The organism is Streptomyces sp. CLCI03 (assembly GCF_053615355.1).
On record NZ_CM132132.1, the window covers coordinates 6,494,753 to 6,521,595 of the forward strand.

The 26,843-nt window shown below is 72.5% G+C and carries 25 protein-coding genes and 7 tRNA genes; 16 read left to right on the top strand and 16 right to left on the bottom strand.

Annotation, left to right across the window (positions count from 1 at the left end; genetic code table 11):
• Positions 1 to 2: 2 nt before the first annotated feature.
• Positions 3 to 1,220, bottom strand: coding sequence for a serine/threonine-protein kinase (locus ACWG52_RS29945; protein ID WP_033222647.1), 1,218 nt, complete (start codon positions 1,218 to 1,220; stop codon positions 3 to 5).
• Positions 1,221 to 1,747: 527 nt separating this feature from the next.
• On the opposite strand from ACWG52_RS29945, the gene ACWG52_RS29950 reads away from it, so the two are divergent.
• Complete coding sequence (locus ACWG52_RS29950; protein ID WP_371589784.1) at positions 1,748 to 1,957, top strand: hypothetical protein; 210 nt, start codon at positions 1,748 to 1,750, stop codon at positions 1,955 to 1,957.
• A 210-nt stretch (positions 1,958 to 2,167) separates the two neighbouring features.
• Here ACWG52_RS29950 and ACWG52_RS29955 read toward each other — a convergent pair.
• From ACWG52_RS29955 to ACWG52_RS29975, 5 genes are all read right to left on the bottom strand, one after another.
• Positions 2,168 to 2,242: transfer RNA gene (locus tag ACWG52_RS29955), tRNA-Val, on the bottom strand.
• A 52-nt stretch (positions 2,243 to 2,294) separates the two neighbouring features.
• Positions 2,295 to 2,366 (bottom strand) — tRNA-Val (locus tag ACWG52_RS29960).
• Between the two features lie 19 nt (positions 2,367 to 2,385).
• Positions 2,386 to 2,457 (bottom strand) — tRNA-Val (locus ACWG52_RS29965).
• 1 nt (position 2,458) lies between these two features.
• Positions 2,459 to 2,532, bottom strand: a tRNA-Cys gene (locus tag ACWG52_RS29970).
• Between the two features lie 38 nt (positions 2,533 to 2,570).
• Positions 2,571 to 2,643, bottom strand: a tRNA-Gly gene (locus ACWG52_RS29975).
• 180 nt (positions 2,644 to 2,823) lie between these two features.
• Between ACWG52_RS29975 and ACWG52_RS29980 the strand changes: the two genes are divergently transcribed.
• The 3 genes from ACWG52_RS29980 to ACWG52_RS29990 all read left to right on the top strand — a co-directional run bounded on the left by ACWG52_RS29980 (position 2,824) and on the right by ACWG52_RS29990 (position 5,632).
• Entirely contained in the window at positions 2,824 to 3,909 is a 1,086-nt protein-coding gene (locus tag ACWG52_RS29980) for a chorismate-binding protein (protein ID WP_375935773.1), read from the top strand.
• Positions 3,906 to 4,727, top strand: coding sequence for an aminotransferase class IV (locus tag ACWG52_RS29985; RefSeq protein WP_389814961.1), 822 nt, complete (start codon positions 3,906 to 3,908; stop codon positions 4,725 to 4,727). Before ACWG52_RS29980 ends, ACWG52_RS29985 begins: the two co-directional genes overlap by 4 nt.
• Before the next feature lie 80 nt (positions 4,728 to 4,807).
• A complete protein-coding gene (locus ACWG52_RS29990) occupies positions 4,808 to 5,632 on the top strand; it encodes a GNAT family N-acetyltransferase (RefSeq protein ID WP_453126451.1) in 825 nt (274 codons plus the stop codon).
• 31 nt (positions 5,633 to 5,663) lie between these two features.
• On the opposite strand, the gene ACWG52_RS29995 is transcribed toward ACWG52_RS29990, so the two are convergent.
• Positions 5,664 to 6,158, bottom strand: a complete 495-nt coding sequence (locus ACWG52_RS29995; protein WP_375935778.1) for a DsbA family protein — start codon at positions 6,156 to 6,158, stop codon at positions 5,664 to 5,666.
• 196 nt (positions 6,159 to 6,354) lie between these two features.
• Between ACWG52_RS29995 and ACWG52_RS30000 the strand changes: the two genes are divergently transcribed.
• The gene (locus ACWG52_RS30000) at positions 6,355 to 6,798 is read left to right on the top strand and encodes a hypothetical protein (RefSeq protein WP_389814968.1); all 444 of its coding nucleotides are present in this window, start codon (positions 6,355 to 6,357) and stop codon (positions 6,796 to 6,798) included.
• A 249-nt stretch (positions 6,799 to 7,047) separates the two neighbouring features.
• Here ACWG52_RS30000 and ACWG52_RS30005 read toward each other — a convergent pair whose 3' ends face one another.
• Together ACWG52_RS30005 and ACWG52_RS30010 are read right to left on the bottom strand one after the other, a co-directional pair.
• A complete protein-coding gene (locus ACWG52_RS30005; protein WP_389814971.1) occupies positions 7,048 to 7,668 on the bottom strand; it encodes a CGNR zinc finger domain-containing protein in 621 nt (206 codons plus the stop codon).
• A 198-nt stretch (positions 7,669 to 7,866) separates the two neighbouring features.
• Positions 7,867 to 8,280, bottom strand: a complete 414-nt coding sequence (locus ACWG52_RS30010; RefSeq protein WP_030011909.1) for an SsgA family sporulation/cell division regulator — start codon at positions 8,278 to 8,280, stop codon at positions 7,867 to 7,869.
• A 177-nt stretch (positions 8,281 to 8,457) separates the two neighbouring features.
• Here ACWG52_RS30010 and ACWG52_RS30015 point away from each other — a divergent pair, with 177 nt between their 5' ends.
• Complete coding sequence (locus ACWG52_RS30015) at positions 8,458 to 8,949, top strand: TIGR02611 family protein (RefSeq protein ID WP_453126454.1); 492 nt, start codon at positions 8,458 to 8,460, stop codon at positions 8,947 to 8,949.
• Positions 8,950 to 8,995: 46 nt separating this feature from the next.
• A tRNA-Val gene (locus tag ACWG52_RS30020) sits at positions 8,996 to 9,067 on the top strand.
• A gap of 66 nt (positions 9,068 to 9,133) precedes the next feature.
• On the opposite strand, the gene ACWG52_RS30025 is transcribed toward ACWG52_RS30020, so the two are convergent.
• Entirely contained in the window at positions 9,134 to 11,473 is a 2,340-nt protein-coding gene (locus ACWG52_RS30025; protein WP_390141238.1) for an SCO7613 C-terminal domain-containing membrane protein, read from the bottom strand.
• 151 nt (positions 11,474 to 11,624) lie between these two features.
• Here ACWG52_RS30025 and ACWG52_RS30030 point away from each other — a divergent pair.
• Positions 11,625 to 11,696: transfer RNA gene (locus ACWG52_RS30030), tRNA-Val, on the top strand.
• Between the two features lie 61 nt (positions 11,697 to 11,757).
• Here ACWG52_RS30030 and ACWG52_RS30035 read toward each other — a convergent pair.
• Positions 11,758 to 12,483 (bottom strand): 3'-5' exonuclease, encoded by a 726-nt coding sequence (locus tag ACWG52_RS30035; RefSeq protein WP_030723568.1) that lies wholly within the window; start codon positions 12,481 to 12,483, stop codon positions 11,758 to 11,760.
• Positions 12,484 to 12,686: 203 nt separating this feature from the next.
• Here ACWG52_RS30035 and ACWG52_RS30040 point away from each other — a divergent pair, with 203 nt between their 5' ends.
• Genes ACWG52_RS30040 through ACWG52_RS30050 form a run of 3 tightly spaced genes read left to right on the top strand, consistent with a single transcriptional unit; the run spans position 12,687 to position 15,037 of the window.
• Entirely contained in the window at positions 12,687 to 13,265 is a 579-nt protein-coding gene (locus tag ACWG52_RS30040) for a DUF4365 domain-containing protein (RefSeq protein WP_030013543.1), read from the top strand.
• On the top strand, positions 13,265 to 14,476 hold the full coding sequence (locus ACWG52_RS30045; RefSeq protein ID WP_390141240.1) for a hypothetical protein: 1,212 nt from the start codon (positions 13,265 to 13,267) through the stop codon (positions 14,474 to 14,476). Before ACWG52_RS30040 ends, ACWG52_RS30045 begins: the two co-directional genes overlap by 1 nt.
• Positions 14,477 to 14,530: 54 nt before the next feature.
• Entirely contained in the window at positions 14,531 to 15,037 is a 507-nt protein-coding gene (locus tag ACWG52_RS30050; RefSeq protein WP_389814986.1) for a DinB family protein, read from the top strand.
• 15 nt (positions 15,038 to 15,052) lie between these two features.
• On the opposite strand, the gene ACWG52_RS30055 is transcribed toward ACWG52_RS30050, so the two are convergent.
• Together ACWG52_RS30055 and ACWG52_RS30060 are read right to left on the bottom strand one after the other, a co-directional pair.
• On the bottom strand, positions 15,053 to 15,559 hold the full coding sequence (locus tag ACWG52_RS30055) for a DUF4232 domain-containing protein (protein WP_389814989.1): 507 nt from the start codon (positions 15,557 to 15,559) through the stop codon (positions 15,053 to 15,055).
• Between the two features lie 10 nt (positions 15,560 to 15,569).
• Positions 15,570 to 16,076, bottom strand: coding sequence for a GNAT family N-acetyltransferase (locus ACWG52_RS30060; protein ID WP_389814992.1), 507 nt, complete (start codon positions 16,074 to 16,076; stop codon positions 15,570 to 15,572).
• A gap of 416 nt (positions 16,077 to 16,492) precedes the next feature.
• On the opposite strand from ACWG52_RS30060, the gene thrS reads away from it, so the two are divergent.
• Both thrS and ACWG52_RS30070 read left to right on the top strand, forming a co-directional pair.
• The gene (thrS, locus tag ACWG52_RS30065) at positions 16,493 to 18,469 is read left to right on the top strand and encodes a threonine--tRNA ligase (protein ID WP_030387175.1); all 1,977 of its coding nucleotides are present in this window, start codon (positions 16,493 to 16,495) and stop codon (positions 18,467 to 18,469) included.
• Between the two features lie 81 nt (positions 18,470 to 18,550).
• Positions 18,551 to 19,111, top strand: a complete 561-nt coding sequence (locus ACWG52_RS30070; protein ID WP_030010101.1) for an HIT family protein — start codon at positions 18,551 to 18,553, stop codon at positions 19,109 to 19,111.
• Positions 19,112 to 19,129: 18 nt separating this feature from the next.
• Here the strand turns inward: ACWG52_RS30070 and ACWG52_RS30075 are convergent, their stop codons facing one another.
• The 3 genes from ACWG52_RS30075 to ACWG52_RS30085 form a co-directional block, all read right to left on the bottom strand.
• On the bottom strand, positions 19,130 to 19,537 hold the full coding sequence (locus tag ACWG52_RS30075; RefSeq protein ID WP_389814996.1) for a DnaJ family domain-containing protein: 408 nt from the start codon (positions 19,535 to 19,537) through the stop codon (positions 19,130 to 19,132).
• A 41-nt stretch (positions 19,538 to 19,578) separates the two neighbouring features.
• Positions 19,579 to 21,255: a hypothetical protein gene (locus ACWG52_RS30080; RefSeq protein ID WP_389814999.1), complete on the bottom strand. Its 1,677-nt coding sequence runs from the start codon at positions 21,253 to 21,255 to the stop codon at positions 19,579 to 19,581.
• Positions 21,256 to 21,384: 129 nt separating this feature from the next.
• The gene (locus ACWG52_RS30085) at positions 21,385 to 23,580 is read right to left on the bottom strand and encodes an elongation factor G-like protein EF-G2 (protein WP_389815130.1); all 2,196 of its coding nucleotides are present in this window, start codon (positions 23,578 to 23,580) and stop codon (positions 21,385 to 21,387) included.
• Between the two features lie 326 nt (positions 23,581 to 23,906).
• Between ACWG52_RS30085 and pgsA the strand changes: the two genes are divergently transcribed.
• From pgsA to ACWG52_RS30100, 3 genes are read left to right on the top strand one after another with little or no spacing between them, the layout of a single operon-like run.
• Positions 23,907 to 24,572 (top strand): phosphatidylinositol phosphate synthase, encoded by a 666-nt coding sequence (gene pgsA / locus ACWG52_RS30090; RefSeq protein ID WP_033222568.1) that lies wholly within the window; start codon positions 23,907 to 23,909, stop codon positions 24,570 to 24,572.
• Positions 24,572 to 25,474: a phosphatidylinositol mannoside acyltransferase gene (locus ACWG52_RS30095; protein WP_389815003.1), complete on the top strand. Its 903-nt coding sequence runs from the start codon at positions 24,572 to 24,574 to the stop codon at positions 25,472 to 25,474. The genes pgsA and ACWG52_RS30095 overlap by 1 nt, the downstream gene beginning before the upstream one ends.
• Positions 25,474 to 26,646: a glycosyltransferase family 4 protein gene (locus ACWG52_RS30100; protein WP_389815006.1), complete on the top strand. Its 1,173-nt coding sequence runs from the start codon at positions 25,474 to 25,476 to the stop codon at positions 26,644 to 26,646. Before ACWG52_RS30095 ends, ACWG52_RS30100 begins: the two co-directional genes overlap by 1 nt.
• The last annotated feature ends 197 nt before the right edge of the window (positions 26,647 to 26,843 follow it).

The window sequence follows — 26,843 nt, forward strand, 5'->3', positions numbered from 1 at the left end:
CCCTACAACTTCTGGGCCGCCGCGATGCCCAGCGCCACGATCAGCGTCACCACGACGAACACGATCAGCCGCTGCCGCATCAGCTTCGGATCCGGCCGCGAGGGCCGCCGTCCCGTCCCCGTCGTCCTGGGGGCCGGACGGCCGCCCGTACGCCCCGAGGTCGGCCGGGAGGACGGGCCGCCGGGGTGCTGCGGGTTGCGGGAGGACGAGGGCCGCGAGTGCGGGCCGCTCGGGGTGCCGCCCTGGGCCCGGGGCGTGGTGTTGCCGCCGGTACGACGCTCCGTACGCCGGCCGGGGTACTCCTCGGCCGCTCCGCCGATCCGCTCCGCCTCGGGGAGCCGCCCGGTCGGCCGCTCGACCCGGGCCCGCTGGGCCGGCGGGCGCCCGTCGGAGAGCCCCTGGGCCTCGCGGGCCGCGATCTCCTTGAGCCGCATCGACAGCTGGAGCGTGCTGGGCCGCTCCTCGGGATCCTTGGCGAGGCAGGCCCGTACCAGGGGTGCCAGCGCGTCCGGCACGCCCTGGAGGTGCGGCTCCTCGTGCACCACGCGGTACAGCATGACCTCGGAACTGCCGTGCCCGAAGGGCGAGTCGGCGGTGGCCGCGTACGCCAGCGTGGCGCCGAGGGCGAAGACGTCGGTGGCCGGGGTGACGGCGGCGCCGCGTACCTGCTCGGGTGCGAGGAACCCGGGGGAGCCGACAGCCGTACCCACATGGGTGAGGGTGCTCGCCCCGGTGGCCCAGGCGATGCCGAAGTCGATGATCCGCGGGCCCTTGGGCGACAGCAGGATGTTCGAGGGCTTGAGGTCGCGGTGCACGACGCCCGCCTCGTGGACGGCGACCAGGCCCTCGGAGAGCGCGGCGCCCACGGCGGCGATCTGCGCGGCCGTCAGAGGGCCTTCCTCGGCCACCCTGTCGTGCAGCGAGGGGCCGGGTACGTACTGGGTCGCGAACCAGGGGCGCTCGGCCTCCAGGTCGGCTGCCACCAGGCGCGCCGTGCAGCCACCCCGGATCCGCCGGGCGGCGGACACCTCACGGGCGAACCGCGAGCGGAACTCCTGGTCCTCGGCCAGATCCGGCCGGATGACCTTGAGCGCGACACGCTGCCCGCGCCGGTCCGATCCCAGGTAGACCACGCCCATGCCGCCGGCGCCGAGCCGGCGGTGCAGTCTGAACGAGCCGACGACACGCGGGTCCTCGCGCCGGAGCCGCATCATCGCCATGTCCACCCCGCTGACCGGTCGTCCTGTTGACCTGGCACAGCTTACGGACCATCCGGCATACGTGCTCAGAGGCCGCGCCCTCGCCGGGGGATTCGATTGTCAGTGCGGCGCAGCACACGTGAGGGGGTGTCGGCGCTGCCGTCCGGGCGTTCCTCCGGGGCGGTCGAGTCGGCCAAACACCCGTCGAAGCAAGGGGATTGGCGCCCCGGAGCAGGTCAGGGCCCGCTCCGGCGCGACCGCGGGCGACTCCCGGCCGAGTCGATCTTGCCGGCGGCGGGTGGGCGGACACGCGGCCACGGGGAGTGACGCAAGTGAGCGAAGTCACTACCCTCCGGTCATCCCCTCCGGGAAGTCCCCCACAACGGGGGAGCGGTCTCCACCCAGGGGAGTACACGGGGCGGCCCCCGTCATCCTCCTGGAGGCCCGGCAATGGGTACGAGGGCATGAGGCCACGAGCCGCCCGCCCGCCTAGTGTTGAAGACAAGCGGCGGGTGGCGCACTCGTCCCCCGAGGTCACGAGCCCGCCGCTGCCAGACGACAGGGAGAGGACCATGGCGGACATCGCACGGCAGGGGCGCAAGGCATTCGCGTTCAACGGCCACGAGTCCGGTACCCGCCACCCACTGGTGGCCGCGGCCATGGTCCTCCCCCTGGCCGCCCTGCTGCTCTTCCTCTTCGGAGGCTTCGATCAGCTGGCGGCACAGGCGTCGTCCGTGGGCGTGATGCTGGGGCGCTGAGCGGCGCCCCAGGTCCGGGAGAGCGGCCCGGACCGGGACATCGGCCTGTCGAACCCCGTGGGGACGGGGGAGCGGCGGACGGACGGCAGGTGAAGGGTGCTGCCCGTACGACTGGGGAGTCGGACGGGCAGCACCCTTTTTCATGTGCCGCGACCCACTCGTGCGGAGGAACGCGAAAGCCCCGACCGTGGGACGGTCGGGGCTTTCAGGTGGTGCGCGATACTGGGATTGAACCAGTGACCTCTTCCGTGTCAGGGAAGCGCTCTCCCGCTGAGCTAATCGCGCGGGCTCCACGGCCCGAAAGCCGCAGGTGGAACAAGGTGATGCCGGTGCTGCGTGCGCGATACTGGGATTGAACCAGTGACCTCTTCCGTGTCAGGGAAGCGCTCTCCCGCTGAGCTAATCGCGCGGGGATCCTTGCGGATCAGTGGACGATACTGGGATTGAACCAGTGACCTCTTCCGTGTCAGGGAAGCGCTCTCCCGCTGAGCTAATCGTCCTTGGAGGTGGAGACGGGATTTGAACCCGTGTAGACGGCTTTGCAGGCCGTTGCCTCGCCTCTCGGCCACTCCACCTGGAGCTGCGGGGGTTCTCGGGAAGATCCCCCACTTCGAGCGGACGACGAGACTCGAACTCGCGACATCCACCTTGGCAAGGTGGTGCTCTACCAACTGAGCTACGTCCGCAGGTCACCATGTTCGCTCCGGGGGTTTTCCCCTTCGCTCCCTGGCGACGTGTTGAACTCTAGCGGATTACCGGGCCAGCTCAAAAACGCGTTTCCGCAGCGTGCTGCCGCTCGATCACCACAGGTCACCCTGCCGTCACCGCACCGGCGCCGTGTCGTCACCGGTCATAGACTCGCAGCCGTGCACGACCTGCCTCCCATGGCCCGCTTCGGCGGCCTTCTCGCGACCGACCTCCGAGACGTCACCAGCGACCCCGCCGCCCTCGACTCCACCGGCTTCTGGGCGGTGTCCGCCGACTTCGAAGGCCGGCTCGTCTGCGCGCGCTTCGGCGACGTACGCCGCGAGCCCGTCCCCGCGCCCGTTCCGGGCGCCTGGCGCGGACCCGACGCCGACCGGTGGACCTCCTCCCTCGACCGTGCCGCGTACGTGGCCGGGGTGCGGCGCGTCCGTGAGCACATCGCCGCAGGTGAGGTCTACCAGGCCAACCTCTGCCGGGTGATGTCCGCGCCGCTGCCCCACCCCGACCGCGCCGACGTCGACGCGCTCACGGCGCTCCTCGCGCGCGGCAACCCCGCACCCTTCGCAGGAACGATTCGCCTGGCCGCCCACGGAGTCGAGATCGCCACCGCCTCCCCCGAGCTGTTCCTGCGCCGCTCCGGCCGGTACATCGAGTCCGGCCCCATCAAGGGGACCGGCCGCACCGTCCACGACCTGCTCCCCAAGGACCACGCCGAGAACGTGATGATCGTGGACCTGGTACGCAACGACCTCGGCCGGGTCTGCGCGACGGGCTCCGTCGCCGTCCCCGAGCTGTGCGCCGTCGAGGAGCACCCGGGCCTGGTCCACCTCGTCTCCGTCGTGAGCGGCGAACTCGCCGACGGCACCGGCTGGCCCGAGCTGCTCGCCGCCACCTTCCCGCCCGGTTCCGTCACGGGCGCCCCCAAGTCCTCCGCCCTGCGGATCATCGAAGCCCTGGAGACCGCCCCACGCGGCCCCTACTGCGGAGGCATCGGCTGGGTCGACGCCGACCGGGGCACCGCCGAGCTCGCCGTGGGCATCCGTACATTCTGGATCGACCGCGAGGCCGCCGGTGGACCCCGCCTGCTCTTCGGCACCGGGGCGGGCATCACGTGGGGCTCCGACCCCGACCGCGAATGGGCGGAGACCGAACTCAAGGCCGCCCGGCTCCTGCGGGTGGCCATGGGCCACGAGGTGAGCGGCGGCACGCAGGGGACGAACGACACGATCGGAAGGACCGCACCATGAAGATCTGGCTCGACGGAGCCCTGACCGAGGTGGACAGCGCGAAGGTGTCCGTCCTCGACCACGGCCTGACCGTGGGCGACGGCGTCTTCGAGACACTGAAGGCGGAGCGCGGCCGCGCCTTCGCGCTCACCCGGCACCTGGAACGGCTCACCCGCTCGGCCCGGGGCCTGGGGCTGCCGGACCCCGACCTCGACGAGGTCCGCCGGGCCTGCGCCGCCGTCCTGGAGGCCAACCCGCTGGAGCACGGGCGCCTGCGCGTCACCTACACCGGCGGAGTCTCCCCCCTCGGCTCCGACCGCGGGGACGCCGGGACCACCCTGATCGCCGCCGTCGCCGACTCCCCCCGCCGGCCGGACACCACATCCGTCGTCACGGTGCCCTGGGTCCGCAACGAACGCTCCGCCGTGGCCGGGCTGAAGACCACCTCGTACGCCGAGAACGTGGTCGCCCTCGCCGCCGCGCACCGGGCCGGGGCCTCCGAGGCGCTGCTCGCCAACACCCTCGGCAGCCTCTGCGAGGGCACCGGCTCGAACGTCTTCGTGGTACTCGACGGAGAGCTGCACACCCCGCCGCTCGCCTCCGGCTGCCTGGCCGGCATCACCCGGGCCCTGATCGTCGACTGGGCCGGTGCCAAGGAGACCGACCTGCCCTTCGACGTGCTGGAGCGGGCCGAGGAGGTCTTCGTGACCTCCTCGCTGCGCGACGCCCAGGCCGTACTGCGGATCGACGACCGCGAACTGGGGTCCGCCCCCGGGCCGGTCACGGCCGAGGTGATGCGGATCTTCGAGGTGATGGCGGGCGCGGACCTCGACCCGTAGGGCGACCGGGACGGGAGCGGGGGCGGCTTCCGCCGGAGGAGGGCTGTCGCGGCGGCCGGGGGAGGGGTAGAACTCAAGGGATGACCACCACCCTGCGGCCGTCCGGGCCGCTCCAGCACACGGCGGACGGCGCGCGCTCGCGCCCGTACGAGATCCGGGTCAACAGCAGGCGGGTCGGCGCCCTGCTGATCGCCTCCGACACCCCCTTCGGGCCGACGGTCGGCGAGATCCGCGACCTCGCCGTCGAGCAGGGCGACCGGCGGCGGGGGCGGGCCACCGTCGCCGCGCTCGCGGCCGAGGAAGTGCTGCGCGGCTGGGGCTGCCGCCGGGTCCGCGTCTCGGTCCCGGCGGACTCGGAGGCCGGCCTGTGCATGGCCGAGGCCCTCGGATACACCGAGTACAGCCGGAACATGGCCAAGGACCTGCCGGCCGAGCCCCCCGCCCTCCCCGAGGAGGTACGCGGTCGCCCCATGACGGACACCGAGTACGAGGCCTGGTACGCCGGGGCCGTCGAGGCCTACGCCGCGAACTGGAGCAGCCGCAGCATGTCCGCGGAGGCCGCCCGCGCCAAGTCGGTGGCCGACCACGAGAGCCAACTGCCTCGGGGCCTGGCCACCCCCGGCGCCACCTTCGTCGTCCTGGAGGCGGCCGGGGTGCCCGTCGGCCACGTATGGCTCGCGCCGCGCGCGGAGGGCTCGTACATCTACGACGTCGAGGTCCGGGCCGAGCACCGGGGCCGCGGGTACGGCCGCCACCTGATGGCCCTCGCCGAACGCGCCGCCCTCGCCGCCGGCCACCGCTCTCTGGCGCTCCAGGTCTTCACCGACAACACCCCGGCCCTGAGGCTGTACGTCTCCCTCGGCTACCGACCCACCAACTTCAACTACGCCAAGGACCTCGTCTAGGACCTCGTCCAGGACCTTGTCCAGGACGGCCCTAGGCGGCGAGCAGGCGGTCGGCGATCTCCTCGATCCGGGCGCGCAGGCCGTCCTGGCTCTTGCCGCCGTCGAGACGCTGCCCGTCGATCACGTACGTCGGGGTGCCGGTCACACCGATCGCCTTGCCCTCGGCCTGGTCGGCGTCGACGATCAGGATGTGCCGGCCGTCGATCAGGGCGGTGTCGAACTCCTCGATGTCGAGCCCCAGTTCACGCGCCACGTCCAGCAGGACCGGCTCGCCGCGCTCGGCCAGCTCCGCGGTGCGCGCCAGCACCGCTTCCGCGTAGGGCCAGCCCTGGCCCTGCTCCACGGCCTCCTCGGCGGCCTGGGCCGCGGCGAAGGAGTGCTTGTGCTTCTCCAGGGGGAAGTGGCGCAGCCGGATGTCCAGCCGGTCGCCGTAGCGGGCCCGCAGGGCGCGTACGTCGTCCAGGGCGCGGTGGCAGTCCGGGCACTGCAGTTCGCACCAGACGTCGAGGATCACGGAATCGGTCATACGGACAGTCTCCCAGTCCCCGCCCGCCCCACCGACCGGGACCGGGAGCGTGGGACCTGGCCCCAGGGAGGAGGCGCGACCCGGAGATGTCCCGGAGATCCGCCCGGGGGCGGCCCGGACCCTGGCCGCCGCGGCGGCGGCCGGTGCAGGATGGATAGGGACAGATCGCCGAGCCGCCGAGAGTCCGGAGGACCGCATGCTTGCCGAGACCATTTGCTCCGCGGTGTCAGTGGCGGGCCTGGGCATCGCCGCGGTCACCGCCTACCGCAAGCGCTTCCTGGCCGCCACGCGGATCACCGCGTACGCGTTGGTGCCGGTCGCCCTGGTGATGACGGGGTTCGTGGAGTGGGTGTCCGGGATGGTCTTCAACCCGACCGTCTGGGCCGGCTTCGGGCTGCTGGGGCTGTCCTGGCTGCTCTTCATGACCACCCGGGCCATCGAGCGCCGCGGCCTGCCGGCGTCCGAGGGGTCCGGGAAGCCCGCGAAGAAGGTCAAGGGGAGCCCGGCCGCCGGGGCCGTCGCCCCGACCGCCTCCGCGCCGTCCCTGGGCACCACCCGGGCCCCTTCGCAGACGCAGCCCGCCGCCCCCGCGGATGACTTCTCCGACATCGAGGCCATCCTCAAGAAGCACGGGATCTGAGCCCGCGCGGCGAGCGCGGGGCCCGAGCACGCGTCGCGGTCCTGATCGGCCCGGATCGCGCTCGTCCACAAGATCGAGCGAACTCCCGCGCGGATGTTGGCGTGTTGAGGGCCGGTGCGGGGTGCGCTAGGTCATCATCGGCGCGACATGTTCGACACATCGCACCGTGACCCGCCGGTACCCGCCCCTGTGGTGGAGGAGCCGCGAGGCTGTCTCTTCGCCCTCTCCCAGCCACCCCTGATGATCTTCCTAGCGGTGATCGGCATCCTGCTGCTGCTCGCCGCGGTGCACGATCTCTTCATGCTCTGACGCCTCCGCGTCGGCCTCCTTGCGCCGTGCCCGGTACGCCGCCACGTGCAGCCGGTTCCCGCAGGTCCGGCTGTCGCAGTAGCGCCGGGACCGGTTGCGCGACAGGTCGACGAAGGCGCGCCGACAGTCCGGGGCCTCGCAGCGGCGCAGCCGTTCCTGCTCGCCGGAGACGACGATGAAGGCCAGCGCCATGCCGCCGTCGGCCGCCAGGTGGTCGCCCACCGACGCGCCCGGCGCGAAGTAGTGCACGTGCCAGTCGTAGCCGTCGTGGTCGGTCAGCTGCGGGGTGGTGCCCGCCGTGGCCACGAGCTCGTTGATCAGTATGGAAGCCGCACGCGGGTTCGGAGAGGCGAAGACCTGCGCGAACTTCCCGCGCACCGTCCGCACACCGGCCAGGTCGCGGGCGCTGAGCTCGCCGACGTCACTGATCGCGTACTCCTGGACGAATCCGCGCAACGCGCCGATGTCCGAGAGCCCGTCGGGCTGGTCGGTCTCGGCCGCGGTGTTCACCAGCGCGACGACGACGTCGAGCGCGCGACGGGTGTCGTGGGGGATCTGCACGGGGTCTCCCTCAGGGGCCGGGCCTGCGACGACGGGAGCCGTCGCCGCTGCCGCCCGACAATAGCGGGTCCCGCGGAGCACACCGGCGCCGTCCTCGCGGGTGGCTTCCGCGGGAACAGCGCCGGCATCGCCGTATGTGGTTGTCCGACCCGCACCGTCGCCCCGAGTCGGACGGTGTCGAGCGGCTGTAGGCCTGGCTCAGCTTTCGGCCAGGATGTGGGAGAGCTCCTTGTCGAGGTCGAAGTGTCGGTGCTCGGTCCCGGGTGGGACCGCGGCGTCCGTCCGCTTGAGGAACGACTCGAGTGCTCGGGCGGGTGCTTCGAGCAGTGCTTCTCCCTCCGGTGAGCTCAGGGCGATGCAGACGACGCCCTGACCGTGGCTGCGGGACGGCCAGACGCGGACGTCGCCGGTACCGGTGGGCCGGTGGAGGCCCTCCGCGAGGAGGTCGCGGGCGAATACCCATTCGACCGTTTCCTCGGCGCCGGTGTGGAAGGTGGCGTGCACGGCGTAGGGGTCGGCCGTGTCATACCGCAGGCCCGCGGGAACAGGCAGTGAGGACTCGCTCGACACAACGAGGCGCAGGTGCAGCTCGCAGCTGACCGTGGTGTTCATAAGCGCCAGGGCCTTTCGCTCAGTGTGCGCTCGGGGATTCGCACGTCGGCGAAATCGACATGCCACCTACGGTGCCGTTGTAAACCCCTCTGACCGTTTTGCGGACCTCTGGGTCCCTCGGACGGCGGATCCAAACCCGCATTCCCGTGTGCATCGAGCTCCGGTAGATTCGGGTCCATGAATACGGGGAGTGACCGCGGAACCCACGGGTCCGCCGCTGAAGACGCCACCACGGAAGCCGCCGCCGGATCGACCGCGGAAGCCGCCACCGAGGCCGCCGAGGCCGCCGAGGAGACGCCGCACGTGTCGAAGGCCCCGGCCTTCATCAAGCGGAACAGGAGCCTGCACCTGAGCTGGCAGGTCGGCGTCTTCATCGTCGGCCTCGCGGTGATCGGCGCCGGCATCGCCATGCTCGTCCTGCCCGGCCCCGGCTGGGTCGCGATCTTCGCGGGCCTGGCGATCTGGGCCACCGAGTTCGCCTGGGCCCACCTCGTGCTGCGCTGGACCAAGCGGAAAGTCACCGAGGCCGCACAGAAGGCGCTCGACCCCAAGGTCCGCCGCCGCAACATCATCCTGACCAGCGTGGGCCTCGTCATCGCGGGCGCGCTGATCGGCTTCTACCTGTGGAAGTACGGGCTCGTCCTGCCCTGGAGCCTCAAGGACCAGTGATGGTCAAGGAGCACCGCTGACATGCGGTAATGTTTGCGGTGCGTCCGGGCGATTAGCTCAGTGGGAGAGCACTTCGTTCACACCGAAGGGGTCACTGGTTCGAACCCAGTATCGCCCACCCGGACCAGGGGCCCGGAGACTTCACCGTCTCCGGGCCTCCGGCGTTCCCCCGTACGGACACCGCCTAGCGCAGTCGGCCGATCGCGGCCCGCAGTCGGCGGGCGTCGCGCAGCCGTCGCTCGTACGTCGCCCCCACCGCCAGCAGCAGCAGGCCCGCCAGGGCCGGCGGCACCCAGCGCGGGAGCGCACCCGCGACCTGCACCACGTACGGGGCCAGCTCGTGCACCGCCACCGCCGCCAGCACCGCCCCGCCGAGCAGCAGCGGAGCCTGCAGTCGCCACCGGGCGCCCACCAGCGTCACCGCCAGCGCCGCCGCCCCCAGCAGCAGCGGACGCATCCAGCCCGGGTCCCCCCAGGCCGCCAGCAGGCTCGGCACCAGCGTCGCCGCCAGGCCCGGGCCGTACGCCGTCCAGGACGAGGCCTGCGGGTCCCGGCGCCGCCGAAGCAGCCCCACCACGAGGGCGGGCACCGTCACCGGCAGCGTGTAGGCCTCCGGCGCGCTCACCCCGGCCTCCGCCAGCCGCACCCAGGTCGCCGCCGCCAGCAGCGCCCCGGCCGCCCAGCCCAGGACCCGCCGCTCCGGTCGTACCGCGGCGCCCGCGCAGACGACCCCGGCCAGCGCCAGGACCAGCGCCAGTGTTCCGGCCCGGCCGGCCGACAGGCCCAGCGCCAGTACGCCCGCCACGGCCGCCGCGATCTCGACGGGCAGTCGGACCTCACCCAGCCGCGGCCCGAGCGCCGCCGCCAGTGCCGGGACCGCGAGCACCGGGAGCGCCCACCAGACCACTGCCAGGTCGCTCACCGCGCCCACCGCCACCAACAGGCCCGTGGCGTACCCGACGGCGCACACGGCAGCCCCGGAGCGGACCGGCCGCGGAGCCGCCCCGTACGCCGCCCCCGCCGCGCAGCCCGCGCCCAGCAGCCCCCACACCGCGAAGGTCGCCGTCCGGCCGTCCAGCGCGCCCAGGGACACGCTCGCGGCACCGACCGCCGCACACACCGCCGCCGCGATCCGGACCCCGCGCCCCGAGGAGCGCAGGGCCAGGACACCCACCGCCGCGACCACCACGAGCTGCGCGGCGAAGACCGCCACCACCGGGAACCCGAACAGCATCGGGGCCGTGAACAGCCCCGCCCAGGCCAGGACCACCGCCACCACCGTCGGCTCCGGCCGGGACAGCGCCCGCGCCGTCCACCAGCCCGCGCCCGCCGCGATCAGCAGGATCAGCGTGACCGCCGCCCCCGGCGCGTACGGATCCCGGTCCGGGGTCGTCTGCGCCCACACCTCACCCAGCACCCGCAGCCGCGCCGCCAGGGCCGTGGCCGCCGCGGCACCCGCCGACAGCGCCGCCAGGCAGGCCACCACCGCCCCGGCGCGGGCCGACCCGCGCCGGACCGCCGCCGGGAGCGCGGGGACCCGTACCGCCGCCAGCAGCGGCAGCGCGAGGAGCAGGTGCACCAGCACCGTCCAGGCCGGGTCCAGGACCGGCCGGGCCACCCCACCCAGGCCGGCCACCGCCGCCAAGGCGCCCACCAGCGCCGCGGCCGAGGCACGCGGCTCGCGCCAGGCGGCGGCCACCCCGAGGGCCGCGCCCGCCAGCAGCAGCGCCGCCGGGGCCACGGCCGCCGCCGCGGACCCCGCCGACCACGACTGGGCCACCCCGATCAACAGCGCCCCGGCCGCCGTCACGGCCGCCGGGATCGCCACCCACCTGACCCGCAGCGCGAGCGCCGCGTCCAGCGCCGCCGTCGCCAGCAGCGCCCAGCCGAGCGCCTGCGGGCCCGGCCGGGCGGCCAGCGCCGCCAACGGCAGCGCGAACTGCGCCGCCAGCACCGCGGCCGGCAGCGGGAGCCGCAGCGTGCGCAGCCCCGAGCCGTAGCCGGCCCAAGCGGCCGCCAGCACGGCGGCCGCCCCCGCCGCGTAACCGGTGCCGTCCACGTCCGGCATACCGACCGCGTGGAGCGCGTACGCGTCGAGCACCGTCAGCAGCAGGCCGACCGCCGCGACCGACTCCGCCGTCGACCGCAGGCCGCGGCGCAGCAGGAGCACGGGCGCGGCCAGCGCCGCCGCCGTCACCGCGGCGAGCACCGCCGAGCGGCCGGCGATCCCCATCGAGCCCCAGCTGACCAGCGTGAACGCGAGCGCGGCGACCGCCAGCAGCACCGCGCCCAGGGTGAGCAGCACGTTCTGCGCGCTCGGGGCGGAGGCCTCCTTCGCCGGCCCGGCGGGCCCGGCGGACACCGCGGGCCCCCAACGGACGGGAGCGGGACCGGAGCCGGGCTGGAGCAGCAGACGCAGCAGCCAGTCCCGACGGCCCAGCAGATACAGCCGCCGGGCATCGAGTTGAGCCAGCTCGCGGTCGATGAGCGCCAGCTCTTCGGCGGGCGGCAGAGGCGTGTTCATATCCGGAGTGTGGCGGCGGTCACGCAGTCAGGACATGGGTGTGCGTACTCAGATGTGCCCTGAGTAGGTACCCGGCCATCGGCCCGCGGGCCCCCTCGGCGGAAGCGGTTTGAACCAGCCCCGAGCCTTCTGTATTGTTCAGTGCGTTCCCGGGCGATTAGCTCAGCGGGAGAGCACTTCGTTCACACCGAAGGGGTCACTGGTTCGATCCCAGTATCGCCCACCGGGACAGGCCGGTCCGTCATCGACGGACCGGCCTTCCGCATGTTCGGGCCCCTGTCGCCCTAGGCGGCCGTCGACAGGTCCGGCCGCAGCGGCCAGTGCGGATCCACCGCCTCCGGGGTCCCCTGACGCGCGAACCACGCCTGCAGACCCCGCGCCTGCGCCGCGTGCCACACCGCCTGCAGCGTGTGCAGCTCGGCCGGCGTCAGCCGCTCCAGCCGGGCCGCGAACCGCCGCCCCACCGCCCGGACGAGCTCCAGCGAGGCCATCGCGTCCGCCGCCGCGTCGTGCGCGCCCTCCAGCTCGATCCCGTAGTGCGCGCACAGGTCCGTCAGCGTCCGGCGACCCTTGCGGTACCGGTCCAGGTGCTTGTCCAGCACCCGCGGGTCCAGCACCGTGAGCGGCCGGTTGTCCAGGTACCGCGACAGCGAGGACGCCCGGTGCCGGCGCAACTCCCGGTCCAGCAGCGTCAGATCGAACGGCGCGTTCATCACCACCACCGGCCGACCGGCCACCTGCTGCTCCCCGAGCGCACGTGCTATCTCCTCCACCACCGGCGCCGGCCAGCGCCCGTGACGCTGCAGGTGCTCATCGGTCAGCCCGTGCACTTCCGTGGCCCCCGGGGGCACCGGAACCCCGGGATTGACCAGCCAGCGCGTGGTGCGGACCCGGCCGCCCGCACACTCCTGGACGATGAGCGCGGCGGACACGATCCGGTCCTGCTCGACGTCCACCCCGGTGGTCTCCGTGTCGAATGCGGCCAGCGGGCCCTCGTACCAGCGTGTCATGGCGAACTCCTCGTCCCCGAGCGGCGGGTGGAGCTTCCTGAACACACGACCCCCGCCGCATCGGTGATACCCGGGCTGTTTGCCCCGTACGCCGTTTGCGGGCGGTCTGCTACGGAGACAACTTCCTTGGGGGACCGTACGCATGACCGGTCGTCACCCAGCACCGCTCGCGGCAGAGCCCGCAAGGCACGGGGGAGCCGGCCATGGCGCTCACACAGCCCGAACCGGGCGGGGTGCTGCACGAGGGGACAGGTCCGCGGACCGGAGCCCTGCGCGGCACGCTCGCCACCACCGCCTGCATGGAGACCCTCCAGGTGGGATACCTGCACGCCGTCGCGGCCGCCGCCGGGTGCTCGCTGTCCCAACCCTTCCCCGACAACGGCATCGACTGGCACGTATCCCACGGAGCGCCCGAACACGTCGTCGACGACGAGGTCACCATCAAGGTGCAGCTCAAGGCGACCTACCAGATACCGCCGCGTCCGGCCGGGGCCACCTTCGGCTTCACCCTCGACAACGAGCACCTGGTGAAGCTGGCCCGGACGCCCGTCGCCGTCCACAAGATCCTCGTCGTGATGCTCGTGCCGAGGGAGCGCGACCAGTGGCTCGCCGCCGGACACGACCGGCTCGACCTGAGGCACTGCTGCTACTGGACCAACCTCGCCGGACACCCCGTGACCGGCCGGCGCCGCACCACCGTACGGATTCCGACCACGCGGATCTTCGACGACCGTGCGCTGTGCGAGATCATGACCCGGGTCGGGTCGGGAGGGACACCCTGATGAACCCGCACTCACCCCACCTCGAACCGATCCCGTCCCCGTCCCCGCCGTACACCCCGGGCGGCCCCGATCCCGCGCAGGTCGACCCGCAGGTGCTGGGGGCGCTGCTGCACCGGCACGGATGGCTGCGGCGCGGCGGCGCGGCCGGTCGGTACGGCCGCTGGACCCCGCCCGGCCGCTCGGGCACCAGCCTGCTCGTCCCGGAGAGTCGCGCCTTCCCCGACTGCGCGGACCTGCTGGACGAGGCGCTCACCGCCCTCGCGCACAGCGGCCTGCCCTCGGCCCGGGAGGTGCTCCTGGGGCTGAGCGTGCCCAGCGACGAGATCCGCTGGGAGCGGGAGATCCCGGAGGGGCCCCACGGGTACCGGGGCGAGGCCTCCTGGCCCGTACAGGAACAGCTGCGCTCGGCCGCCCGCCGGCTCCTGCTCGCGGGAGCCCTCGCCGACCGGGCCCGGGCCGGGTACTACGGGGCCCGGCACCAGGCGCAGGCCGAACGCACCCTGGACGGGGTGCTGGTGGGGCCCGCCCCGGGCGGGCGCCGACTGAGCGCGTACGTCCCCGTGGACGGCGGCCGGGGCCCCGTGACCCGGCTGCACCACGCCCTGCACGCGGCCCGCGAGGCGGTGGACTACCAGCGGGCCACCGGCGGCATGGAGGCCTTCGACGCGGCGGTGGCCGCCGGGGTCAGCCGGGAACTCGCCGAGGCGCTCATCGCCCTGGTCCGGGGCTCGGAGGGGGCCCGCATAGCACTCGCCTGGGCACCGGCGGCCGGGGTCCCGGCGGGCTGCGCGGCCCGCCCCGAGCCGGTGGAGTTCTCCCCGGGCGACCTGCCCGTGCTGCGCGAGGCCGCCGCCCGCTACACCCGAGCGGAACCGGCCGTACCGGTCCGGCTCGCCGGGGCCGTGGTGCGGATGCGGCGCAAGGCCGCCGGGGGCGGCGGGACGGTACGCCTACGGGTGCTGGCCGGGGCGGAGGTCCCGTACGTCCGGGCGGCCCTCGACGAGGAGGCGTACCGCATCGCGGGCCACGCCCACCTGGTGGGCCTGCCGGTCCGGATCACGGGCCGCCTCCAACGCCGGGGCGGTTTCCGGCGACTGTCCGACGCGGCGGAGGTGACACCGGTACCTCTGGACGAGGTCGAGCGCGACCGCCTGATGAAGTCCCTGGACGCGGCCTTCGACCCGGAGGACGTCCTCCCCTCGGACGACTAGGCCGGCCCGGAAACGGTTCGACAAACGCTGTCGCGAACGGCGACGCTTCGTGCGATGACCAGAATCGACGACACGCCTCCCACGTGGGACGAGCGCACCCAGCTCACCACGTTCCTCGACTACGCACGCGCCACCGCCCGCGCCAAGTGCCAGGGAGTCTCCGCGGAGGACGCCCACAAGGCGCTCCTGCCGAGCTCACCTCTGATGACCATGAGCGGACTGATCAACCACCTCCGCTGGGTCGAGTACTACTGGTTCCAGGTGGTCTTCCTCGGCCAAGCGGACGAGGGTCCCTGGACCGAGGAGGACCCCGACCGTGAGATGCGCATCGCGGTCGACTTCCCGCTCGCGCAATTGCTCGACGAGTACGCCGAACAGAGCGCCCGCCACCGCGAACTGGTAGCCGGGCAGGCCCTGGACGCCAAGGCCGAGCGAGCCGTCCGCGACGGCCTCCACGTCGACCTGCGCTGGATCCTCCTCCACCTCACCGAGGAGACGGCCCGCCACAACGGCCACCTGGACATCCTGCGCGAGCTGCTCGACGGTACGACCGGCACCTAGCGGGTGTCTTTCGGATCATGCCGGGCGGAAGGCGGTGGCGCGGACGGTGTCGCCGCACAGGGCGAACCGGCCGCCGTCGGACGGTGCCACCTGGAAGCCCATCCGCCCGACGCCCACCACCAGCGAGGGGGCGACGGTCGGATCGGCGCCGGAGGCGCAGTAGCCGTCCGCCTCGCCGAGGACCGGGGTGAAGGTCAGCAGCGTCGAGGCGGACCCGCCGTGGGCCAGCACCACCGGCCTGGCCTCGCCCCGGGGGATGACACGCAGCGGCTTGTTGCGGTCAGGGGAGCCCTGGCCCGAGAGCGCCACCGTCGGGAAGCCCCGCAGCTCACAGGTCGGGCCCTCGTTGACCACGGTGAACCGCACCCGTTCGGAATCCGTCCGGTCCGCGCCGGTGGCCGAGAGCTGGTCCCCGGTGCACGCGGCGGCGGGCGCCGCCACCGCCGGGGTGGCGACGAGCATCCCGCCCGCCAGCAGGGCCGTCGCGGCGCCCAGAGCGGCCGCCTTCCTGGTCACTCCCATGGGTGTCACCTCATGCCAGGTCGGAAGATCCCCTTCCACCTTCCCACGGGGTGCTGTCGGCGGCCCGGCCGAAGGAGGCCATGGTCAGCCCCGGGACGGGGGAGAAGTCCGGCCCACGGGTGAAGCCCAGGCGCTGGTACAGGGCCACAGCGGGCGCGTTGGCCGCTCCCGTGGTGACCTCGACCGTGCGACCCGGGAACAGCTCGGTCAGGGCATGGCGCAGCAGCAGCGAGGCGACACCCCGCCGGAACCAGGCCGGATCCACGCACAGCCGGTCGATGGAGACCCCGTCCTCGGGTTCCGACGCCCAGGCGAGGAAGCCGGCCAGGGCGCCGCTCTCGGAGAAGGCACCCACCCAGCGGAGGTCGGTCTGCCGCATCTCGGCGAGGCTCTCACCCAGGGCCGGGATCCCGTCGAAGCCGATCAGCTCGGCCTCCACCGCGTACGCGGCGTGCCCGATCCGGTGCACCGCCGTAGCGGTGGCGTCGTCGCTCAGGTCCAGCGCGCGTATCTGCATGGCGGGCCACGCTACCGGCGTCCACCGCCGGGCAACGGGTGGGGTGGGGCACACCGGGGCGTCCCCGCAGGTCGAGCGAACCCACCGCCGGGCGACGGGCCGACCCGGCCAAGGGTTCGCGAGCCGAGGAGACGCCCCGGGGGACCCCGCCCCACGGACCCGCCCGCGCCCGCCCTGACCGGAGCCACGGCTTCGCGACGGGCCGGTGCCCCTCCCCGCCCCGCGGTGCCCCTCCCCGCCCCGCGGTCCACCGGCTCGCCCCGCGGTCCACCGGCCCGGCCCGCGGCCCACCGGCCCGAGCCGGGAGCCCCCGTCCGGCGGGCCACCCGGTAACCGTTTAGCGGCGCGGCCACTCCGCTCGGTACGATTCAGGCGCGCGGCGTTCGCCCGCGCACCCCCTGAGTCAGGAGAGACCGGTGTCAGACGTCCGTGTGATCATCCAACGCGATTCCGAGCGGGACGAGCGCGTGGTGGCCACGGGCACTACGGCGGCGGAGCTCTTCGCCGGCGAGCGCACCATCGTCGCCGCGCGCATCGCGGGCGAGCTCAAGGACCTCGCGTACGAGGTGAAGGACGGCGAGACCGTCGAGCCGGTGGAGATCTCCTCCGAGGACGGCCTCAACATTCTGCGCCACTCGACCGCGCACGTCATGGCCCAGGCCGTGCAGGAGCTGTTCCCCGAGGCCAAGCTGGGCATCGGCCCGCCGGTCCAGAACGGCTTCTACTACGACTTCGACGTGGCCCGGCCCTTCACCCCGGAGGACCTCAAGGCCATCGAGAAGAAGATGCAGGAGATCCAGAAGCGCGGTCAGCGGTTCTCCCGCCGTGTGGTCACCGACGAGGCGGCCCGCGAGGAGCTCGCCGACGAGCCGTACAAGCTGGAGCTCATCGGCATCAAGGGTTCCGCGTCCACCGACGACGGCGCGAACGTCGAGGTGGGCGGCGGCGAGCTGACCATCTACGACAACCTGGACGCGAAGACCGGCGACCTGTGCTGGAAGGACCTCTGCCGCGGTCCCCACCTGCCCACCACCCGGAACATCCCGGCGTTCAAGCTCATGCGCAACGCGGCCGCCTACTGGCGCGGCAGCGAGAAGAACCCGATGCTCCAGCGCATCTACGGCACCGCGTGGCCGTCGAAGGAGGAGCTGAAGGCCCACCTCGACTTCCTCGCCGAGGCCGAGAAGCGCGACCACCGCAAGCTCGGCAACGAGCTCGACCTCTTCTCCATCCCGGACGAGATCGGCTCCGGCCTCGCCGTCTTCCACCCGCGCGGCGGCATCATCCGCCGGGTCATGGAGGACTACTCGCGCAAGCGGCACGAGGAGGAGGGCTACGAGTTCGTCTACTCCCCGCACGCCACCAAGGGCGCGCTCTTCGAGAAGAGCGGCCACCTGGACTGGTACGCGGAGGGCATGTACCCCCCCATGCAGCTCGACGGTGGTACCGACTACTACCTCAAGCCCATGAACTGCCCGATGCACAACCTGATCTTCGACGCGCGCGGCCGCTCCTACCGCGAACTGCCGCTGCGCCTGTTCGAGTTCGGCACCGTGTACCGGTACGAGAAGTCGGGTGTCGTCCACGGTCTGACCCGCGCCCGCGGCTTCACCCAGGACGACGCGCACATCTACTGCACCCGTGAGCAGATGGCGGAGGAGCTCGACACCACCCTCACCTTCGTGCTCAACCTGCTGCGCGACTACGGTCTGACCGACTTCTACCTGGAGCTGTCCACCAAGGACCCGGAGAAGTTCGTCGGCTCGGACGAGGCCTGGGAGGAGGCGACCGCGGTCCTCGCGCAGGTCGCCGAGAAGCAGGGCCTCCCGCTGGTCCCGGACCCGGGCGGCGCCGCCTTCTACGGGCCGAAGATCTCGGTGCAGTGCAAGGACGCCATCGGCCGTACCTGGCAGATGTCGACCGTGCAGCTCGACTTCAACCTGCCGGAGCGCTTCAACCTGGAGTACACCGCGCCCGACGGCTCCCGTCAGCGTCCGGTCATGATCCACCGCGCGCTGTTCGGCTCCATCGAGCGGTTCTTCGCCGTGCTGCTGGAGCACTACGCGGGCGCCATGCCGCCGTGGTTGGCCCCGGTCCAGGCGGTCGGCATCCCGATCGGCGACGGGCACGTCGAGTACCTGCAGGAATTCGCCGCGGCGGCGAAGAAGCAGGGCCTGCGGGTGGAGGTGGACGCCTCCTCCGACCGGATGCAGAAGAAGATCCGCAACCACCAGAAGCTCAAGGTCCCGTTCATGATCATCGTCGGTGACGAGGACATGGCCGCGGGCACGGTCTCCTTCCGCTACCGCGACGGTTCGCAGGAGAACGGCATCGCCAAGGACGAGGCGCTGGCCAAGCTGGCCAAGGTCGTCGCGGACCGCGTCCAGGTCTGATCGGACCGCTCCCGTACGAGGAAGGCCCCCGGAAAGTGATCACTTTCCGGGGGCCTTCCTCGTACGCCAGGCCAAGGTCATATGCTTGCCGCCATGACGACTCAGCCGGAGCAGCAGATCGGTGTGGGCACGCAGGACGCGTTCCAGCGTCTGTGGACGCCCCACCGGATGGCCTACATCCAGGGGGAGAACAAGCCGACCGGCCCGGAGGCCGGGGACGGCTGTCCCTTCTGCGGGATTCCGGACATGTCCGACCAGGACGGCCTGGTCGTCGCGCGGGGCCGGCACGTGTACGCGGTGCTGAACCTCTACCCGTACAACGGCGGCCACCTGATGGTCGTCCCGTACCGGCACGTCGCCGACTACACCGAGCTGGACGGGCCGGAGACGGCCGAGCTCGCCGACCTCACCAAGCGGGCCATGGTCGCGCTGCGCAAGGCCTCGGGCGCGCACGGATTCAACATCGGCATGAACCAGGGCGCGGCCGCCGGCGCCGGCATCGCCGCGCACCTGCACCAGCACATCGTGCCCCGCTGGGGCGGGGACACGAACTTCATGCCGGTCGTGGGCCACACCAAGGTGCTGCCCCAACTCCTGGCGGACACCCGCCAGATGCTCGCCGACGCCTGGCCCGTGGACTAGGCGCAACGTCAGGCCCGGTCAGGCCTGGGCCGGGCGGTCCCTGTGCCAGGCCCGTACCTCGGCCTCGACGTCGAACTCCGTCAGGCCCAGGGGCGGGCCCGGCGGGGGCATGCGCAGGGCCGCCGCGATCTTCTCGTTGATCTCCGTGAGGACGTCCCGTACCTGGCGTTCCGAGCGGGCCGCCCGGACCTTCTCCACGGCGTCCTCGGCCTCCTTGCGCAGCGCGAGCGCCGGCGGCAGGACGGCGAAGCCCTCGCGGTGCAGCTTGTCCTTGATCCACCACTGCTCGTCGTAGGGCGCGTCCAGCGAGGCCAGCGGCTTGCCGTAGCCGGGCAGGCTCGTGAAGTCGCCCCGTTCGGTGGCCTGTCGGATCTGCCGGTCCACGAAGGACTCGAAGCTGACACCCGGTGGCTTGCGCTCGGTCATGTTCCCTCCTCGGTCCCTGCTCGGCCGTCCCTCCAGCGTACCTACGCGTCGTAGACGTCGGCCTTGCGCGGAGCGGGCTCCTGGACGAGCCCGCTCATGATCGAGGAGCGGTTCGTGAAGCGGTCCGTGTCGACGCCGTTCTCCTCCAGCACCTTGAAGGTCGCCGCGTGGATCGACCGCAGGACCGGGGCCACCGTGCGCAGGGCGTCGTCCGCCATGAACCGGTGCCGCCACATCGAGCTCGCCCACACGTGACGCAGGCCGAACGGCTCGGGCAGGACCAGCTTGCCGCCGAAGAACTCCAGGAGCGGCGGGTACCAGGTCAGCGGGGCCCGCACCGCGAGGCGCACCACCTCCTGCGCGTCCACCAGCGGCAGCGGGCGCTCCACGGTCTCCCAGAAGCGGATGCTCTTGGGCACCTCCACCACCGGGGCCGCGGACTTGGACGTGAACAGCCCGTGCACGGGGCCCAGGGCGTGCGCGGTGACGTCCACGCGCAGCGTCTTGTACAGCACGGTCACCGTGACCAGCATGTTGATGACCAGCTGGCCGTCCCAGAGCGGGTACTGGATGCCCAGGTAGTGCCGGTTGCCGGCGCTGAACTGCTGCTCGTTGCAGATCCGGGTGATCTCGTGCGGCTTGATCAGGAAGGCGTCCACGTTCTCGCCGGTGGGGCGGGCCACCTCGGCGGCCCCCTCGCCGATCGGGGTGACGATCCAGTGCTGGATCGCGGCGGGCGGGAAGCCGCCGGTGTGCAGGGGGCCCCGCTCCAGCTTGCGGAGCTGGGCGTCGATCCCGCGTATGACGTCCCAGCTGCGGAAGGGATGGATCTCCATGCCCTCGCTCTTGGGGGCCAGCTCCTCGGCCATCTGCCAGCTGCCCCAGCGGGTGCCCATGCCGAGGATGCCCTTGGGGCCCGCGTAGAAGACCTGGTTGCTACGGTCCTCAGCGGTCAGCTTGGCGAGCTGGTGGCGCAGGTCCTCGCGGGCCTTCTCGTCGGGGTTGCCGGGCACGGCCTCCGGGATCTTGGCGCCGACCCCACCGCCCGACAGCAGTCCGTCCCAACGGGAGCGCAGGTCCTGGGCGGTGGCCTCACAGGTGCGGCGGGCCAGCAGCCAGCCCAGGGCCGGGGCGATGATCATGCCGCGGGCGTACAGGCCGAGGAATCCGGTCAGCGGCAGCTTGAACATCAGGACGGCCACCACCAGGGCGACGCCGACGAGGAGGACGGTGCCCAGCCACGAGCTCCTGCCCTCCTTGGAGGCGAGGCTCTTGCGCAGCTGGAACAGGCCCAGCCACAGCAGCAGCCCCGGCAGGAACAGCACACCGCAGACCAGCATGATCAGCCGGAGCTTGCGGTCGCGGGCCTTGCGGATGTGCGAGGCGGCCAGGCAGTGCTCCACCACCGTCTGAGGATCCGCGCCGAAGGACTGGATCAGTGGCTTGCGGCCGGCCCCGAGCGTGCGGGCCTCCACGGCGCGGCAGAAGGCCTCGCCGAGGCTGGGCTCGAAGAGGGAGATCTTCGGGGGCTTGACCGTCGCGGGGTGGTTCTCGTTGTTGGCGGTGAGTATCTTCTCGAGCTTGCTGTCCTTGCCGCCGTCCCGGTACGCGGCCGAGGCCAGGGCGTTGGTCGCCGCCGTCTGCCCGCCACCCCCCAGCAGCGGAACCTGAGCTCCGGGCCTGAAGTCGAATCCGTCGTCCGCCACCGCTGCCCCCATCGCTGTGCGTTCCTGCTCTTTTGGTGCGCCGATGAGCCTATCGGCGGATCTCACCCCATGGTCATGGGACAGGGAAATGCCGCCCACCGCAAGCTGGTTGGGTGGGCGGCCGATCCACTGCTACATCAATCAGGTTCCCTTCTCGGCCTGTTCACGCACCTTTTCCGCGATCTGCGGCGGCATCGGTTCGTGGCGGGCGTACGCCCGGGCGAAGCGGCCGGTCCCGTGCGAGACGGAGCGCAGCTCGACGGCGTAGCGGCCGATCTCGATCTCCGGGATCTCGGCGCGGACCCGGGTGCGCCCGGCCGAGGCCTGGTCGGTGCCGACGACGCGGCCGCGGCGGCCCGCGAGGTCGCTCATGACGGGGCCGACGTACTCGTCGGGGACGACGACGGCGAGCTCGGCGACCGGTTCGAGGAGCTCGATCCGGGCCTCGGCGGCCGCCTCGCGCAGGGCGAGGGCGCCGGCCGTCTGGAAGGCGGCGTCGGAGGAGTCCACCGAGTGCGCCTTGCCGTCGAGGAGGGTGATGCGCACGTCGACCAGCGGGTAGCCGGCGGCGACCCCGCGGGCGGCCTGGGTGCGTACGCCCTTCTCCACGGACGGGATGAACTGGCGGGGCACGGCGCCGCCGACGACCTTGTCGACGAACTCGATGCCGCTGCCGGGCGGGAGCGGCTCCACCTCGATCTCGCAGATGGCGAACTGGCCGTGGCCGCCGGACTGTTTGACGTGCCGGCCGCGCCCGGCGGCCTTGGCGCCGAAGGTCTCGCGCAGGCTCACCTTGTGCGGGACGGGGTCGACCTGGACGCCGTAGCGGGTGCGCAGCCGCTCCAGGGCCACGTCCTGGTGGGCCTCGCCCAGGCACCACAGGACGAGCTGGTGGGTGTGCGGGTTCTGCTCCAGCCGCATGGTCGGGTCCTCGGCGACGAGCCGGGCCAGGCCCTGGGACAGTTTGTCCTCGTCGGCCTTGCTGTGGGCCTCGATCGCGAGGGGGAGCAGCGGGTCGGGCATGGTCCACGGAGCCATGAGGAGCGGGTCGTCCTTGGCGGAGAGGGTGTCGCCGGTCTCCGCGCGGGTGAGTTTGGCCACGCAGGCCAGGTCGCCGGCGATGCAGCGGGTGAGGACGCGCTGCTGTTTGCCGAAGGGGGAGGAGAGGGAGCCGATCCGCTCGTCGACGTCGTGGTCCTCGTGCCCCCTGTCGGCGAGCCCGTGCCCGCTGACATGCACGGTCTCCTCGGCCTTCAGGGTGCCGGAGAAGACGCGGACGAGGGAGACACGGCCGACGTAGGGGTCGGAGGAGGTCTTGACGACCTCGGCCACGAGGGAGCCGTCGGGATCGCAGGTGACGTCCGGGCGGGCGGAGCCGTCGGGACGGGTGACGGGGACGGCGGCGCGCTCCAGCGGGGTGGGGAAGCCGCCGGTGACCAGTTCGAGGAGTTCCACGGTGCCCAGGCCCTGGCGGGCGCCGTCGGTGGCGGGGGCGGCCATCAGGACGGGGTGGAAGGTGCCGCGCGCCACCGCCCGCTCCAGGTCGTCGACGAGGGTCTTCAGGTCGATCTCCTCGCCGCCCAGGTAGCGGTCCATGAGGGACTCGTCCTCGCTCTCGGCGATGATCCCCTCGATGAGTCGGGCGCGGGCGTCGGTGATGAGGGCGAGCTCCGCGGGGTCCGGGTCGCGCTCCACGCGCTCGCCGGACGTGTACGCGTAGACGCGCTGCGAGAGCAGACCGAGCAGGCCGGTGACGGGGGCGTGCCCGTCGGGGCCGGGCGGGCCGTGCAGGGGGAGGTAGAGGGGGATGACCGCGTCGGGGTCGTCTGCGCCGAAGATCTCGCCGCAGACGGTGGTCATCTGTGTGTAGTCGGCGCGGGCGGCCTCCAGGTGGGTCACGACGATGGCCCGGGGCATGCCGACGGCCTCGCACTCGTCCCAGACCATGCGGGTGGCGCCGTCGATGCCGTCCGAGGCCGAGACGACGAAAAGGGCCGCGTCCGCCGCGCGCAGACCGGCCCTGAGTTCCCCGACGAAGTCGGCGTATCCGGGGGTGTCCAAGATATTGATCTTGATTCCGTCCCATTCGACGGGGACGAGGGACAGCTGGACGGACCGCTGCCGGCGGTGCTCCATCTCGTCGTAGTCGGAGACGGTGGCGCCGTCCTCGACCCGGCCGGCCCGGTTGACCGCTCCCGCGGTCAGGGCGAGTGCTTCGACCAGTGTGGTCTTGCCGGATCCGCTGTGGCCGACCAGCACGACATTCCGGATGGAAGAGGGGCGGTCGGCCGTCAGTGCCCTGCCGGCGGCTCCGGCTTGGTGTGATGTGGCTCCCATGATGCTCATGCCTCCCGGTGGTGACGGTGAGGAGGATCGGGTGAGGTGGGGATCGAGGTGTCCGGATCGGTGTCCCGGCCGCCTCCACGGAGGAGGAATGCGGGATTCTTCGAGCTTTGCACTGGTGTCACATCCCGTCCATACGTCGTACCGGGGAGGTACCCGGAGGCGTACCCAGGGCCCACCGGAGCCGGTCCATGGCGTGAAGTACGTCTTACGTGGCACGAACCGGTGGGTGCGCGGCGTCCGCGCGGTGGCGTGCCGGCTACGATGGGCCAGCCGGTGGCCGTGGTGGCCGTGCGGCCCAGCGACCCTCCGGGAAGGCCATGCTGAACAAGTACGCGCGTGCATTCTTCACGCGTGTTCTCACGCCATTCGCCGCTTTTCTGCTCCGGCGGGGGGTGAGCCCGGACGCGGTCACCCTGATCGGCACGGCCGGAGTGGTGGCCGGAGCGCTGTGGTTCTTCCCCCGCGGCGAGTTCTTCTGGGGCACCATCACGATCACCCTCTTCGTCTTCTCCGACCTGGTGGACGGGAACATGGCCCGCCAGGCCGGAGTCTCCAGCCGGTGGGGAGCCTTCCTCGACTCCACCCTCGACCGGGTCGCCGACGCGGCGATCTTCGGCGGCCTCGCCCTCTGGTACGCGGGCAACGGCAACGACAACGCACTGTGTGCGGTGGCGATCTTCTGCCTGGCCAGCGGCCAGGTGGTCTCGTACACCAAGGCGCGCGGCGAGTCGATCGGGCTGCCCGTGGCCGTCAACGGACTCATCGAACGGGCCGAGCGGCTGGTGATCTCGCTGGTCGCGGCCGGCCTGTCCGGTCTGCAGACCTTCGGCGTGCCCTCCTGGATCGGCGTGCTGTTGCCGATCGCCCTGTGGATCGTGGCGGTGGGCTCGCTCGTCACCCTGATCCAGCGGGTCGTCACCGTACGTCGCGAATCGGCTGAGGCCGACGCGGCGGCGGCCGCCGCCGAGGGCGGCGCGGCCTGATGGGCGCCATGCAGGACAAGCTGGTCGACTCGCTGTACGGGCTCGGCTGGGCCGGGGTCAAGAAGCTGCCCGAGCCGGCCGCCGTGGCCCTGGGCCGGCGGATCGCCGACTTCGCGTGGAAGCGGCGCGGCAAGAGCGTGCTGCGGCTGGAGTCGAACCTGGCGCGGGTGGTGCCCGACGCCGGTCCCGAGCGGCTGCGCGAGCTGTCGCAGGCCGGCATGCGCTCGTACATGCGGTACTGGATGGAATCCTTCCGGCTGCCGACCATGGACCCGAAACGGTTCAGCACGGACGTCGAGTTCAAGGACGAACACCTGCTGCGCGAGGCCCTCGACTCCGGCCGCGGCGTGGTCGTGGCCCTGCCGCACCTCGCCAACTGGGACCTCGCCGGAGCCTGGGCCATCGGCCACATGAACGCGCCGTTCACCACGGTCGCCGAGCGCCTCAAGCCCGAGACCCTCTACGACCGCTTCGTGGCCTACCGCGAGAGCCTGGGCATGGAGGTCCTCCCGCACAGCGGCGGCGCCGCCTTCGGCACCCTCGCCCGGCGACTGCGCTCCGGCGGACTGGTCTGCCTCGTCGCGGACCGGGACCTGTCGGCCTCCGGGGTCGAGGTGGACTTCTTCGGCGCCACGGCTCGCATGCCGGCCGGACCGGCGTTGCTGGCCCAGCAGACCGGCGCCGTGCTGCTCCCGGCCACCCTGCACTACGGCGACACGCCGAAGATGTACGGCCGGATCCACCCCGAGGTGGAGGTGCCGAGGACCGGGACCCGGACCGAGAAGACCACCGTCATGACCCAGGCGGTGGCGGACGCCTTCGCGTCGGGCATCGCCGAGCACCCGGAGGACTGGCACATGCTGCAGCGGTTGTGGCTGGACGACCTGGAGGAGCGCCCGTAGTGAAGATCGGCATCGTGTGCCCGTACTCGTGGGACGTGCCGGGTGGCGTCCAGTTCCACATCCGGGACCTGGCGGAGCACCTGATCCGCCTCGGCCACGAGGTGTCGGTGCTCGCCCCTGCGGACGACGACACCCCGCTGCCGCCCTACGTGGTCTCGGCCGGGCGGGCGGTGCCGGTCCCGTACAACGGATCGGTGGCCCGCCTCAACTTCGGGTTCCTCTCCGCCGCCCGGGTGCGGCGCTGGCTCCACGACGGCACCTTCGACGTGATCCACATCCACGAGCCGGCCTCGCCCTCGCTGGGGCTGCTGTCCTGCTGGGCGGCGCAGGGGCCGATCGTGGCGACGTTCCACACCTCGAACCCCCGGTCCCGGGCGATGATCGCGGCGTACCCGATCCTGCAGCCGGCCCTGGAGAAGATCAACGCCCGCATCGCGGTGAGCGAGTACGCCCGGCGCACGCTCGTGGAGCACCTGGGCGGCGACGCGGTCGTCATCCCCAACGGCGTCGACGTGGACTTCTTCGCCAAGGCCGAGCCCAACCCGGACTGGTCGGGGCGGACCCTGGGCTTCATCGGCCGCATCGACGAGCCCCGCAAGGGCCTGCCCGTGCTGATGGCGGCCTTCCCGAAGATCGTGGAGGCCTGCCCGGACGTACGGCTGCTCGTCGCGGGCCGCGGCGACGAGGAGGAGGCGGTCGCCTCCCTGCCGTCGGACCTGCGCAAACGGGTCGAATTCCTCGGCATGGTCTCGGACGAGGACAAGGCACGGCTGCTGCGCAGCGTGGACGTGTACGTGGCCCCGAACACCGGTGGCGAGAGTTTCGGCATCATCCTGGTCGAGGCCCTCTCGGCGGGCGCCGCCGTGCTCGCCTCCGACCTGGACGCCTTCGCGCAGGTCCTGGACCAGGGCGGGGCGGGCGACCTCTTCGCCAACGAGAACGCCGACGCCCTGGCGACGGCGGCGATCACCCTGCTGCGCGACCCGGAACGCCGGGCCGAACTCAGCGCCCGCGGCTCGGCGCACGTCCGCCGCTTCGACTGGTCCACGGTCGGCGCGGACATCCTGGCCGTCTACGAAACGGTGACGGACGGCGCGGCGGCGGTGGCCACGGACGAACGCGTCCCGCTCCGCACCCGCCTCGGCTTCTCGAAGGACGCCTCGTCCTCCTGACCGGACCGTCTCCGTCGGGCCGGCCGCCGGGGGCGAGCGTCACCTCGTGGACCGCGCCCCCCGGGGTGGTCATGCGGCAGGACCGCCCCTGTCAGGGCGGCCGGCGCGAGCCACCCCGGCAACACGACGTCTCGTGGACCCCCTGGAGAAGGACGAGACGGTCTTCATGGCTCCGACCGAGCCCGGCCATGGCCGTG

Coding starts and splice junctions, on each gene's coding strand:
- ACWG52_RS29995 (WP_375935778.1), bottom strand. CDS start 6,158: ATGACCGATTCCGTGATCCTCGACGTCTGGTGCGAACTGCAGTGCCCG.
- ACWG52_RS30075 (WP_389814996.1), bottom strand. CDS start 19,537: ATGACCGAGCGCAAGCCACCGGGTGTCAGCTTCGAGTCCTTCGTGGAC.
- ACWG52_RS30085 (WP_389815130.1), bottom strand. CDS start 23,580: ATGGGAGCCACATCACACCAAGCCGGAGCCGCCGGCAGGGCACTGACG.
- ACWG52_RS29945 (WP_033222647.1), bottom strand. CDS start 1,220: ATGGCGATGATGCGGCTCCGGCGCGAGGACCCGCGTGTCGTCGGCTCG.
- ACWG52_RS30060 (WP_389814992.1), bottom strand. CDS start 16,076: ATGCAGATACGCGCGCTGGACCTGAGCGACGACGCCACCGCTACGGCG.
- ACWG52_RS30080 (WP_389814999.1), bottom strand. CDS start 21,255: ATGGGGGCAGCGGTGGCGGACGACGGATTCGACTTCAGGCCCGGAGCT.
- ACWG52_RS30095 (WP_389815003.1), top strand. CDS start 24,572: ATGGGCGCCATGCAGGACAAGCTGGTCGACTCGCTGTACGGGCTCGGC.
- ACWG52_RS30055 (WP_389814989.1), bottom strand. CDS start 15,559: ATGGGAGTGACCAGGAAGGCGGCCGCTCTGGGCGCCGCGACGGCCCTG.
- ACWG52_RS30040 (WP_030013543.1), top strand. CDS start 12,687: ATGGCGCTCACACAGCCCGAACCGGGCGGGGTGCTGCACGAGGGGACA.
- ACWG52_RS29990 (WP_453126451.1), top strand. CDS start 4,808: ATGACCACCACCCTGCGGCCGTCCGGGCCGCTCCAGCACACGGCGGAC.
- ACWG52_RS30050 (WP_389814986.1), top strand. CDS start 14,531: ATGACCAGAATCGACGACACGCCTCCCACGTGGGACGAGCGCACCCAG.
- ACWG52_RS30010 (WP_030011909.1), bottom strand. CDS start 8,280: ATGAACACCACGGTCAGCTGCGAGCTGCACCTGCGCCTCGTTGTGTCG.
- ACWG52_RS30045 (WP_390141240.1), top strand. CDS start 13,265: ATGAACCCGCACTCACCCCACCTCGAACCGATCCCGTCCCCGTCCCCG.
- ACWG52_RS30035 (WP_030723568.1), bottom strand. CDS start 12,483: ATGACACGCTGGTACGAGGGCCCGCTGGCCGCATTCGACACGGAGACC.
- ACWG52_RS30000 (WP_389814968.1), top strand. CDS start 6,355: ATGCTTGCCGAGACCATTTGCTCCGCGGTGTCAGTGGCGGGCCTGGGC.
- ACWG52_RS29985 (WP_389814961.1), top strand. CDS start 3,906: ATGAAGATCTGGCTCGACGGAGCCCTGACCGAGGTGGACAGCGCGAAG.
- pgsA (WP_033222568.1), top strand. CDS start 23,907: ATGCTGAACAAGTACGCGCGTGCATTCTTCACGCGTGTTCTCACGCCA.
- ACWG52_RS30025 (WP_390141238.1), bottom strand. CDS start 11,473: ATGAACACGCCTCTGCCGCCCGCCGAAGAGCTGGCGCTCATCGACCGC.
- ACWG52_RS30070 (WP_030010101.1), top strand. CDS start 18,551: ATGCTTGCCGCCATGACGACTCAGCCGGAGCAGCAGATCGGTGTGGGC.
- ACWG52_RS30015 (WP_453126454.1), top strand. CDS start 8,458: ATGAATACGGGGAGTGACCGCGGAACCCACGGGTCCGCCGCTGAAGAC.